General features: G+C 31.4%; 7 protein-coding genes. 6 read left to right on the forward strand and 1 reads right to left on the reverse strand.

The genetic code is table 11. The features are described 5' to 3' along the window. Nucleotides 1-8: 8 nt before the first annotated feature. Nucleotides 9-1,616: a sodium:solute symporter family protein gene (locus ACWYN7_RS04215; RefSeq protein ID WP_462858598.1), complete on the forward strand. Its 1,608-nt coding sequence runs from the start codon at nt 9-11 to the stop codon at nt 1,614-1,616. A 10-nt stretch (nt 1,617-1,626) separates the two neighbouring features. Further along, nucleotides 1,627-2,751, forward strand: coding sequence for a glycerate kinase (locus ACWYN7_RS04220; RefSeq protein WP_462858599.1), 1,125 nt, complete (start codon nt 1,627-1,629; stop codon nt 2,749-2,751). 19 nt (nt 2,752-2,770) lie between these two features. Here ACWYN7_RS04220 and ACWYN7_RS04225 read toward each other — a convergent pair whose 3' ends face one another. Continuing rightward, a complete protein-coding gene (locus ACWYN7_RS04225; protein ID WP_462858600.1) occupies nt 2,771-4,417 on the reverse strand; it encodes a tetratricopeptide repeat protein in 1,647 nt (548 codons plus the stop codon). 649 nt (nt 4,418-5,066) lie between these two features. Between ACWYN7_RS04225 and ACWYN7_RS04230 the strand changes: the two genes are divergently transcribed. The 4 genes from ACWYN7_RS04230 (at nt 5,067) to ACWYN7_RS04245 (ending at nt 12,429) form a co-directional block, all read left to right on the forward strand. After that, nucleotides 5,067-8,270 (forward strand): SusC/RagA family TonB-linked outer membrane protein, encoded by a 3,204-nt coding sequence (locus ACWYN7_RS04230; protein WP_462858601.1) that lies wholly within the window; start codon nt 5,067-5,069, stop codon nt 8,268-8,270. Nucleotides 8,271-8,290: 20 nt separating this feature from the next. Next, nucleotides 8,291-9,847, forward strand: a complete 1,557-nt coding sequence (locus tag ACWYN7_RS04235; protein ID WP_462858602.1) for a RagB/SusD family nutrient uptake outer membrane protein — start codon at nt 8,291-8,293, stop codon at nt 9,845-9,847. Nucleotides 9,848-9,868: 21 nt separating this feature from the next. Then, on the forward strand, nt 9,869-11,296 hold the full coding sequence (locus tag ACWYN7_RS04240; RefSeq protein WP_462858603.1) for a SwmB domain-containing protein: 1,428 nt from the start codon (nt 9,869-9,871) through the stop codon (nt 11,294-11,296). A 377-nt stretch (nt 11,297-11,673) separates the two neighbouring features. After that, on the forward strand, nt 11,674-12,429 hold the full coding sequence (locus ACWYN7_RS04245) for a T9SS type A sorting domain-containing protein (RefSeq protein WP_462858604.1): 756 nt from the start codon (nt 11,674-11,676) through the stop codon (nt 12,427-12,429). The last annotated feature ends 147 nt before the right edge of the window (nt 12,430-12,576 follow it).

Here is a 12,576-nt window from a genome sequence, read left to right on the forward strand (position 1 = left end):
ATAGAATAATGAATTATATAGATTACATAATTATTGTAGTTTACCTATTAGGTTTTTTAGGAATAGGTTACTTTTTTAAAGAGAACAAAAATTCTAAAGATTACTTTTTAGGAGGGCAATCTATGGGTTGGTTTCCATTGAGTTTATCAACCATGGCAACTCAACTTTCTGCCATTAGTTTTATTTCTGCACCTGCTTTTGTAGGATTAAAAGAAGGTGGAGGTTTGCAATGGTTAACCTACGAATTTGGTGTGCCTTTGGCAATGGCATTTCTGTTAATTGCAATAATTCCTACTTTATATAATTCTGGTATTGTAAGTGTTTACGAGTATTTAGAAAAGCGTTTCGATGCTTCATCTAGATTGTTAATCAGTTTTGTTTTTCAAATTAGTAGATCTGTTGCAACAGGAGTTATGGTGTACACAATGGCTTTAATTTTACAAGCAACTGTGGGTATCGACTTTTGGATTTCAGTATTAATCATCGGAATTATTACAATGATTTACTCTTTTCAAGGAGGAATGAAAGCTGTTATTTGGGGAGATGTAATACAAATGTGTATTCTCTTTTTTGGTATTGTAGTTTGTTTAATTTATGGTATTAGCGAACTTGGTGGTTTCGAAAACTTTTTAACTAATGTAGATAAAGAAAGGTTAACTGCTGTAGATTTTTCTAAATGGGGTTTTAATAATGCTGATAAAAATGATGAGTTTGGTTTTTGGCCAATGGTAATTGGAGGTTTCTTTTTATACGCTTCTTATTATGGTACAGACCAAACACAATCGCAAAGATTATTATCTGCCAAAGGCATGCCAACCATTAAAAAATTATTGTTAGCCAATGGTTTATTGCGTTTTCCTATTACACTAACTTATTGTGTTATGGGTTTGGTTTTAGGAACTTTGTTGTTGCAAGATGCAAGTTTTCAATCTTTAATGGATAGCGTTTATCAAACAAATATTGGAAGTTTAGAAGGCAAAAAAGCAGATTTAATGGTGCCAGTTTTTATCATTAAATATTTACCAAATGGTATTATTGGTATTTTAATTGTGGCTATAATGTCTGCAGCAATGTCATCATTAAGTTCTACAGTAAATTCGTTATCCGCAGTTTCTTTAGAAGATTTTATCAAAAGATTTAAACCTAATATTTCCGACAAACAATATGTATCTTATTCTAGATTATTATCTGTTTTCTGGGGATTAGTTTGTCTGTTTTTTGCATTTTTTGCAGGGAGTATAGAAGGTACTGTAATTGAGGTGATTAATAAAATTAGTTCTATTTTTTACGGCCCAATTTTAGCCGCTTTTATCTTGGCAATTTTAACAAAAAGAACCCACGCTTTAGGTGCCAATATTGGTATAATTGCAGGTGTAGCTTTTAACATGTATTTATGGTTGTATGTACCTAATGTGTTTTGGTTTTGGTGGAACGCAATTGGCTGTTTGGTAACTATGTTTGTAGCTTATACAGTAAGTTTGGTAATAAAAAGAGAAGCTAGAGAAGGTTTAGAAGTTGTATTTTATAAAGGAGGTAAAAAAGAAGTTGCATTATTATTAGGTTACTTTATCATCATTGTAATTTTAGCAATGTTTTTAGTTAATTTTCTAAGTTAAAAATTAAGTTTTGAAAATTGTTATAGCACCAGATAAATTTAAAAATTCGCTTACAGGTTTAGACTTTTGCGAAATTGTAAAAAAAGAAATTCTAGCAAAAAATTCTAATATAGAGGTTGTTCAACTTCCGCTTGCAGATGGTGGAGATGGCACAATTGAGGTTGTCAACTTCTATTTACAAGGAAAAGTAATTGAGATTACTGTAAACAATCCTTTTTTTAAACCTGTTAAAGCTTCGTATTTATATTCAGAAAATTCTAAAACTGCGTTTATAGAAATGGCTGAGGCTTCTGGTGTTAAATTATTAGATAAAACTGAATTCGATTGTATAAATGCCACCACTTTTGGAACTGGTGAAATGATTGCTGATGCCATAAATAAAGGTGCAAAAACAATTATTTTAGGTATTGGAGGTAGTGCAACTAACGATTGTGGAATAGGAATGGCTGCTGCTTTAGGGTATCAATTTTTAGATGAAAATAATAATGTAGTAAAGCCAATTGGTGCAAATTTATCGAAAATTAAATCGATAAATGCTTCAGAAATTCATCAAGGATTAAGCCATGTAGATTTTAAAATTGCTTGCGATGTTACCAATCCTTTATATGGCAAAAACGGAGCTGCTTATGTGTATGGAGCGCAAAAAGGAGCATCAGAAAAAGAAATTATTTTACTAAATAAAGGATTAGAAGATTTTGCTAAAATTTTAAACGATGTTTTTACAATCGATGTTCAGTCTGTAAAAGGTGCAGGTGCTGCAGGTGGAATGGGAATTGCTTCTAAATTATTTTTAAACGGATCTTTAGAACCAGGAATTCAATTGGTAAAAAACCTGGCTAATTTTGATGAAAAAATTAAAAATACAGATTGGATTATTACTGGCGAAGGTAAATTAGACAGCCAAACTTTGTCTGGTAAAACCATACAAGGTGTTTTAGAATCTGCCAAAAAACAACAGATAAACGTGGCTGCTTTTTGTGGTAAAATAGAAATGAAGAAAAAAGAATTAGACAGTATTGGAATTTTGTATGCGGATGATATTATGAGTGCTGCCAAAGATTTTAATGATGCAATGTTACATACAAAAACCTATTTAAAAGAAATGATAAATCACTTTTTACAGAAAGAAATTTAGCCTTTTTTACATATATAAATTATAAGTTATTGATAAATTCTTCTAAGTTATCATTTCTGTTTAAACCTAATTTTTTACGCAATCTACTTCTAGAAGTATGCACGCTTTCTACAGAAATTCCTAAAAGTTTGGCCATATCTTTACTAGAGAAATTTAATTTTGCAAGCGCACATAATTTTAAATCAGATTGTCTTAAGTTCGGAAACTTCGTTTTTAATTCTTTATAAAAACTCTGATTTATACTTGTAAATCTGGCTTCAAACTCAGACCAGTTGCTTTTAGAATTTCCTTGAATATTTTTAATAATTCTTTTAATAATAGTAACATCAATTTTGCCACTTTGGTTTCTAAGTTTTTTATTTATACTGTCTATAAATTCGTCTTTTTCAATAATTCTAAGTGCAGATTCCGTTAATTCTTTGTTTTTAATTTCAATAATTTCTTTTTGTCTTTTAAGTTCTAGTTTTTGCTTTTCTTTTAAAAGATGTTGTTCGTTTTTGTGCTTTTCTCTAATCTTCTGAAAGTAAAAATATCCAAATAGAATTAGAAAAATAATGGTAATAACTAAGAGAATACTTTGCAAAAACCATATTTTATCTTCACGCTCTAAAGCTTTAATTTTTTGTTGATTAATCAGTTGAGTTTGTTTGTCTTTTTCAATTCTATATTGATCTTTTATTTCGAAAAGAGGCGCGTTTTCTGGACTGTTAATTCCAAATATTTTATGGTCTAACTCATTTGCCTTTTTTAAGTAACTAATGGCTTTTTTATACCTGTTGTTTCTTAAACACAGTTGGTAAAGTTGATTGTAAACATCGAGTCTGTAATTTAAATGACTGTTGTATTTTTCTGATATTTCTAATGATTTTTTAAAATTATTTTCCGCTTTTTGATATTCGTTTATACTAAGAAACACTTTTGCAATAAGTGTATGAATAACCACTAAGTAAGATGGAGTATTGCTCTCGAAATATTTTTTTGAACGATACAGTTTTTGTAAAGCGGTTTTATGATCTCCATCAAGCGCAGCCAAATACCCAAATTCAGATTCGTAATAAAAACTTTTGTTAGATTTCTGTTTTGCATCTTGCACTAGTTTTAAACTGTCTAAATACAAACGTGCTTTGGTAAAGTTATTGTTGGTTCTGTAATGGCAAACAAGGGCAAAATAGTTCTGAGACAAACTATTTTTGTTTTTCTGTTTTCTGTTGATTAACTCTTTTCGAATTGCAGAAGATTTATTAAAATATTCAATCGCTTTTTCATTTCTCTTATAAAAACTATAGAGCCAACCTAAACCAATATAAATTTTAGGTTTAGAAATAGAATCGTTCGATTTTTCTGCTAACAAAAGCGCTTTCCAATAGCCATCGTAAGATTTTTCGTAATTAAGTTTGTGCGAATATAAATCCGAAAGTCCCATTAAATATTTAATGGCATCAACTGTATCTTTTTGCTGAATACTTACATCGTAACCCTTTTTAAAATAATAAATTGCGCTATCTTGATTGCTGAATCTTAAAGAAATGGCTTTTTTGTAAAAGTTGTTTTTAATGTTTTTTTTCTGGCTGTAAAAGTTAAAAGTACAGCTTAAAAAAAGCACTAAAAAAACTATAAAATGTTTTTTTGTTGAGTAATGATTATTGTTAATATCATTAAATTCCATACAAGTTTTTAGTTATCATCTTTAATAAAAAGCAAATTATTAAAAATAATCTAAAAGAGAAGTTAGTTTTTAGAATTAGATTTTTGAATAGCCCAAAAAGAGTGAAATGTTAAGGTTTTATACAGTGTTTTTTCTTGATCAACTTTTTAATTTAAAAGGTTGTGTTGTGCTTGTTTCTATTTTTCTTGATGAATATCAGCATAAATTCTTGTTTCTTTTATAATTACATCAATAAAAAAAATCTAATATTAATACTCTGTGTTTAGTGTTCAATTTTGTTGATTTTAGAGTTCAATTGAATTTCATTTCCTCTTCCTAAAAATTAATTTTTAAAATTTTATGTATTAAAACAAATGGGTAAAATTATAAAACGTATGTAGACTTATGTATGTGCAAAGTAATTACTGAGCCTTCTAAAATGTGCGTTTTGGCAGTTTATTGAAATAAATATTAATTTTTTAAATATAAACCTAAAAACAGGATGTATTTTTATCAAAATCATATGTAATAGTAAATTATCCATATGTCATTAGTTCTTTATTAACAAATTTCAAATTTTGTTTCAACTAATTTAAATAATAATAATATGAAGCTTAATTTACTTGCTTACTGGCGGTTAAAGACATTTTTTGTTTGTTTAATTTGCCTTATGTCATTTGGAGCAGCCCATGCTCAATTACAAAATATTACGGGTACAGTTTCTTCTGGAGGAGAACCACTGCCAGGTGCCAGTGTTGTTGTTAAAGGTACAAAAGTGGGAGTTACCGCAGATTTTGATGGAAACTACACAATTGTTGCTAAACCAGGAGATGTTTTAGTGTTTACTTACATCGGTTTTGTAAAAAAAGAAATTACAGTTGGTACATCAAATAAAATAAACGTTTCGTTATCCGAAGACGTAGCAAAATTAGATGAAATTGTAGTAATTGGTTATGGTAGTGTTAAAAGAAAAGATTTAACAGGTGCAGTTGTATCACTTAAAACCGAAGATTTAGATAAAGTAAAACCAGTTTCTTTTGAAGGTACTTTAGCTGCAAAAGCTTCTGGTGTTCAGGTGGTTTCGTCTGAAGGTGGTCCAGGTGCTGGTTCTAAAATTAGAATTCGTGGAGGTACTTCTATTAATGCAAGTAGCGATCCTTTATACGTAATTGATGGTTTTGCAATAGAAGGTACAGCACAAAGTACAGGCTTAGGAATTGGAAATAGTAGTACAAGTCCGTTAGCAAATATAGATCCAAGTAATATTGAGTCTATAGAAATTTTAAAAGACGCTTCTGCAACTGCAATTTATGGTTCTAGAGGGGCAAATGGGGTTATTCTAATTACCACAAAAAGAGGTAGAAAAGGACGTGCAAATTTAAGTTTTGAAACCTTTACTAGTTTCTCAACTATCTCTAATAAGTTAGATTTATTAACGGCTCAAGAATTTGTAGATTATAGATTAGAGTATACTCCTTGGGATCCGAATGTAGAAGGCAACCAGTTTATGGGAGCGTATAGAGATCAATTTGGTAATCCAATAGATTTAAATGATTCAAGAGTTATATTAACAGATTGGCAAGACGAAATTACACGTACAGCCATTACAACCAATTATAAAATTGCTGCAAGTGGTGGTACAGATAAAACATCATATTCAGCTTCTTTTGCATATTTAAATCAAGAAGGAATTATAAAAACTACAGATTATGAAAGATATTCTGGTAATTTTAGAGTAGATCAAAATATTTCTGATAAGTTAAAAGCAGGGATTAGTGTAAATGTTGGTTACAACCAAAGTGGAGGTATTGTTTCTGCAGCTACAGAAAACGGAAATGGTAGATCTGGTGTTATTACACAAGCTGTTTTATTCAGTCCTGTTCAAGGTTTAACACAGTATGATGATGCCGTATACGATGAAAATGGAAGAATTGTTTCTTTAAGAAATGGCGATGTTTCTAATCCAAATTTAATCTTAGAAAACGACATCAATAGAAGAATAGGATACAATACGTATAGCAATGCCTATGTACAATATAAAGTTACAGATCATTTAACGTTTAAATCTTCTATCAGATTAAATATGTTTGGTAGTAAGGGTAAACGATATTTTTCAGAAAAATTTGGTTGGGGTCAGTCTGCAAATGGTAGAGCTTTTGTAGGTACTGGTTTAGGGAAAGGCTTAACTGTAGAGCAGAATTTAAATTGGCGAAAATCCTTTGGATTACATACGTTTAATGTAACTGCAGTGTATGAGCAACAACAAGGTTCTTACGAAAATCTAGTAACAGCCTCTACAGGCTTTAATTTGCCAAATATTAATCTCGATAATTTAGGCACAGCAGAAGTAACTTTACCTTCTAGATCCGATTATTCTGATAGTACTTTAAAATCTTATTTAGCAAGAATTCAATATGATTTTTCTGATAAATGGACTTTAAACATAAGCGGACGTTATGATGGCTCTTCAAGATTTGCAGAAGGTGGTAGATGGGGTTTCTTTCCTTCTGCTGGTATTGCTTGGAAAACTTCTAACGAAGACTTCTTAAAAGGCAATAAAATAATCAGTAATCTTAAAATAAAAGCAAGTTATGGAGAAACTGGTAACGCTTCAATTGGTTCTTATAGATCTTTAGCTAGAGCTAATTTAGCTAGTGCCATTTTTAATGGTAGTTCTTTAACTACAGGAGTTGCTATCAATCAATTGTCAAATCCAGATTTAACTTGGGAAACAACTTCTCAATTAGATGCAGGTATTTCTTTAGGCCTGTTCAATAGTAAAATTTCTATGGAAATAGATTATTACGAAAAAGAAACTACAGATTTATTATTAGCAAGACCACTACCAACAACTTCTGGTTTCGAAACTTCTTTTCAAAATATTGGTTCTATGACTAATAAAGGTTTTGAATTTTCTTTAAATACCGTAAATATTGATACCGAAGATTTCTCTTGGACTTCTAATTTTAATATCAGTTTTAATAAAAATAAAGTAACCAATTTGGGTGATGCAGAAGAGTTTTTTGTTACTGCAACAGGTTCTAATCAAATTACAAACGATTATATAGTTAGAGTAGGTGAGCCTTTAGGATCAATATTTGGTATCGAGGTACAAGGTGTTTACAATTATGCAGATTTTGTTGCTTTTGATGGTTTAAGTGATGCAGAAGCTGCAGCTAAAATGAGACAAGATGCATTAGATCAAAATTTACCTTATTACGATTTAACTTATACGCTTAAAGATGGCGTAGTTACTTCTTCTGGTGTTGGTAATTTAGACAATTATCGTCCAGGAATGCCAAAATTTGTAGACCAAAATGGAGATGGAAATGTAGATGCAGAAGACAGAACTATTATTGGTAGAACAGTACCGAAACATTTTGGTGGTTTCACTAATAATCTTAGGTACAAACAATTCGATTTAACTGTTATTGCACAATGGTCTTATGGTAATGATGTTTATAACAAAAATCGTGATAAAGGAGAGGCAACAGCAATTCCTTACTTTAATAAATATGGTACCCAAGCAGATCGTTGGACACCCGAAAACCCAAACACAGATGTAGCAGGTATTTGGGGTTATGGTGATGCTGGTATTGGTGGTAACACATACTCTCACTTTATAGAAGATGGTTCTTACCTAAGAATAGCAAACATAACACTAGGCTATAATTTACCAAAAGAAACAACAGATAAAATGGGATTAAAATCAATAAGGTTTTATGGTGCTGTAGATAACGCTTTCTTATTTACAAAATATACAGGTTTCGATCCTGATGTTAGTGTTGGTAATAACCAATTAACGCCAGGTTTAGATTCAGATTCATATCCTAGAGCAAGAACGTTTAGGTTAGGTTTAAATGTTGGATTTTAATAAATAAAAAACAAAAAGACATGATAAAAATAAAAACAAATTTTAAAACAATTTTGCTATTGTTGGTAACATTTTCTCTTGTTACTTCCTGTAGTGATGATATCCTGAAAGAAAACCCATCTACTTTTGTAGATCCAGATGCTCTTTTAGTAGATAAAGCTGGTGCAGAAATTTATTTAGTGGGTGCTTACGATGCTATTCATAATCTTTTAGGTTCTGGTGGTAGTGGTGTAGAACCTTTTGCAATTCACTGGGGTACAATTGCTACTGATGAAGTTGTAGTACCTGGTTGGGGTGGAGCAGGTAGAAAAGAAATGTATTTGCAACAAGTTTCTCCATCAATGGGTGCAATTTCAAGCATGTGGAGGCAATTATACAAAGCTGTAAATATTGCAAATAGTGTAGTAGATCGTGTAAGCGCAATGACTTCAGATCAAATAGAAACAGAAGACAAAAATTATATTGTTGCCCAAGCCAAATGGATTAGAGCTGCAACCTATTTTGCCTTAGTAAATGCTTTTGAAAATGTTCCTTTAGTAACTACTGAAACAGTTAGCTTAAATAATTTAGAAGTAACTCAGGCTAGTCCTGCAGAAGTATACGATTTTATAGTACAAAACTTAATAGAAGCAGAGGCATATTTACCAGAAGAACAAGGTGGAGGTAGAGTTACAAAAGGAGCTGCAAATGCTTTATTGGGTAAAGTGTACTTGCAAATGACAGGTTTTCCTTTAAATCAAACAGATAAGTTTGCTTTAGCAGAAAACGCTTTAAACAAAGTAATTACAAGTGGTACTTATGATTTATTGCCAAATTATGCAGAAGTTTTCGATTTAGAACATGAGCAAAGTGTAGAAATGATTATGTCTTTTTCTATGAACGGACCAGGTGTTGGAGAAGGTGGAAACTTAAGTACTTTTTACGGGCCAAATGGAAGTGTAAACGAAGGTGGAGGCTGGGGTACTTGTTATATCAATCACGAGTTTCAAAGAAGTTATGATAGAGATGATTTACGTTTAAGAAACAATATTGCAGTGCATAATGCTAATGATGTTTATCCTGAAGAAGCTGCTGCAACAGACCCAAATACTTGGCCTGCAAACGAGGGCGCCTGGAGAGGTTGGAAATGGCATGCAGAAAAACCAAATGCCTATGCAAACGATACTCCTTTCGATAATCCTTATATACGATATGCAGATGTTTTATTGTTGTATGCAGAAGCTTTAAACGGACAAGGTAAATTAACTCAGGCTGTAATAGACATGACTGTTAATAGGCTTAGAGCAAGAGTAAGAGCTGTACCAGATGCTGTGCCAGATATGGTTTTAGGATCTCAAGAAGCTAATGCTGAAGAACTTTTATTAGAAAGAAGAAAAGAACTTTGTTTTGAAGGTTGGCGACGTTTCGATTTGGTAAGATTTGGTAAGTACAAAGAAGCAATTCTTGGTATTAACGAATCTGGTTGGTGGAATGCAGGTAACCCTGGTGTAAATTATCAAGACCATGAAATAAGATGGCCAATACCAGATTCAGAAATGCAGTTGAACCCTAATTTAGTTCAAAATCCGGGTTATTAAATCCTTAAAACAGTTTAAATTATGAAAAAATATAAAAACAAAATACAATTAGGTTTTCCATTTTTAGCCTTTGTTGCTTTAATGTTTGCATTCAGTTGCGAAGAAGAATCTAATTTAAGAGAAGGCCTTAAAGAAATAACATTAAAGCCAACTGCAAATAACTTACTGATTAATAAAGGAGAAACAATTACCTATACAGATTCTTCTAAGTATGTTTCATCTAGACAATGGACGTTTGAAGGTGGTGATATTGCTACATCAGATCAAGAAATAGTAGATGTTACTTATAATTCTGATGGTATTTTTAATACATCAATAGAAATTGTAGATACAGATGGAGAAATAAAAGATCACAATTTTAATGTAGAAGTGTATCCTTTAGTAACTTCAGATTTTAGTGCAAGTAGTAATGCAGTGCTTTATGGTTCCGAAATACAGTTTACAAACCTTTCTCAAAATACAGCTTCTAAATGGGAAGATGCTCAAGCAGCTGATTCTTATTTCTGGGAGTTCGAAGGCGGTGTGCCAGAAACTAGTACAGCAGAAAATCCGGTAGTCACATATCCAAATACTGGTACTTTTGCGGTTAAACTTACAGTGCATAGAGAGTCACCAAGCCACGATGCTGTTACTATAAAAAATAATTTTATAACCATTGTAGATGCAAAAGTAATTTCGCCAATAACAACTAGATTAGCGGGTTTAGGTTCTAATATCCGTTTAACTTATGAAGTACCCGTTAGTGCACCAGATGCAACTAGTTACACAGTTACTGTTGATGGTGTTGCAACTGCAGTTTCATCTGTAGAAGTAGATGCTACAGATCCAAATACCTTAATTTTAAATTTATCAACACCAGTTGTAGATAATCAAGTAATTACTTTGTCTTTTGATGATACTTTCTTTGCACCAAGTGGCGAGTTGTTTGGCCCGCTTGTAAGTTTTCCAATAACCAATACTGTGGTTAATTTATTGGCATCAAAAAATCCAGGTTTCGAAGAAGATGGCCCTGGAGGATTCCCAAGTGTTGGTTGGGGTAATTGGGCAAATAGTTGGGGTAACAATCCACAAGATTATGCTGTTATAGATACAGATAAACACAGTGGTAATCATAGTTTGCAAATAACTTTAGATGGTATTAAAGATGGTTATATTTTAAATACAGGAGGTTATGTGCCAGTAGAAGAAGGCACTTATAGATTAAGTGTTTGGATGAAAGGCTCTGTAGATGGTATTAACCTCGATTTTAGATCAATTGCAGCTGGTTGGGCACATGCAAGTTTAGGTACAGGTGTTATTACAACAAGTTGGACAAAGTTTTCTTTTGATTTTTCTACAGTTGGAAATACTTCTTTAGAAAGAAATTATTGGCAAGTATTAAGGCCTTTAGAAGAAGCTGCAGGTACAATTGTTCTTATGGATGATGTGTCTTTGTATAGAGTAGATTAATTTGTTTATTTTTTTGAATTTTAGGCCTACTTGTTTTCAAGTGGGCTTTTTTAATGCTTTTTTTAGAATTAAATCACTAAGAGCAGTTACCTCCTTTACTATTTTTAATGATGGGTACAACAAATAATGATATAAAAAACACTAGTTATATAGAAAATGATTTTTAAAGTTTCTTTTAATGTAAAAAGACCTTTAAAAAATAAAATTACTAAAAGGTAAAACTGGTATTTTGTGTCTACTAATAACAATAGATTAAAAATTTTTAAAAGAAGAATAGTTTTTAACCATACGTATTAGCTAAAAACCCATAAAAATAAAAGGATTATTGCTTTTCTAGATAATTTGGCTAGGTATTAACTTAACTAAATTCTTATATGATGAAAAAAATACTTTTATGTATTGCAATAGTTGCAGGTTCAACAATTAATTATGCACAAGATGCTTTAGCGTTTACTGTTAAAGATGAAGTTTATAATGCTTCTAATTCATTAGATGTGTCTATTACTTACAGTTCAGATCTAGAAATTGCTGCTGGTGCAATAGAAGTAACTTTGTGGACAGTTTCAGGCGGAAAATGGTCTCAACAATGGAGAGATTCTGATTTTAATAAAGATCCATTACCAGCAGGTACAGATTTAACATCAACCATAACAATAGGTTCTTTACCAGCAGCTATTGTAAATGGAGATGGCAATTTAATGACAAACGAAGAGTTATTAGCAGCAAATCCTAATCCAGCACCTGATGGGTTTACAACTTATTATTATGAATTAAGGTTTACAGTAAGAAATCAAGCGTGGGCAGATTTATCTTGGATATCAGAACCTGCAGTAGATGTTAATTTTACTCCAACCAATCCTGGGGCTAGTTTTATTCACGTAGACCCAAGTGCCACAGCTAGCGTAGACGAACCCCTTTTTAAAGATGTTAAACTTTTTCCAAACCCAACAACAGGTAAAATAAATATTTCTGGTTTAGAAAAAGCAACTACTTTTTCAATTTACAATGCAATTGGTCAAGAAGTAAAAAGGTTTAAGAATGTAAATGCTACTCTTAATATTTCTGAGTTAAATAGTGGTATCTATATAGTAAAAGGCAATAATGGTCTTTTAAGAAAAATTGTCAAGCAATAAGTAAATTTTATCATTTGTTCATTATCGAAACTCAGAATTTTATTTTCTGGGTTTTCTTATCAACAGTACTAAAAAACAATTCTTCTACATAGATTAAAGCAGCATTTTTAGTAATCTAATTCTCTAAAATGTCTTGGTAAAATAGCA

The sequence above is a fragment of the Polaribacter sp. M10 genome, from assembly GCF_054968445.1.

Bases quoted from the DNA above. Each gene is read 5' to 3' on its own strand.
- ACWYN7_RS04245 (WP_462858604.1), top strand. From the start codon at position 11,674: ATGAAAAAAATACTTTTATGTATTGCAATAGTTGCAGGTTCAACAATT.
- ACWYN7_RS04225 (WP_462858600.1), bottom strand. From the start codon at position 4,417: ATGGAATTTAATGATATTAACAATAATCATTACTCAACAAAAAAACAT.
- ACWYN7_RS04230 (WP_462858601.1), top strand. From the start codon at position 5,067: ATGTCATTTGGAGCAGCCCATGCTCAATTACAAAATATTACGGGTACA.
- ACWYN7_RS04215 (WP_462858598.1), top strand. From the start codon at position 9: ATGAATTATATAGATTACATAATTATTGTAGTTTACCTATTAGGTTTT.
- ACWYN7_RS04240 (WP_462858603.1), top strand. From the start codon at position 9,869: ATGAAAAAATATAAAAACAAAATACAATTAGGTTTTCCATTTTTAGCC.
- ACWYN7_RS04235 (WP_462858602.1), top strand. From the start codon at position 8,291: ATGATAAAAATAAAAACAAATTTTAAAACAATTTTGCTATTGTTGGTA.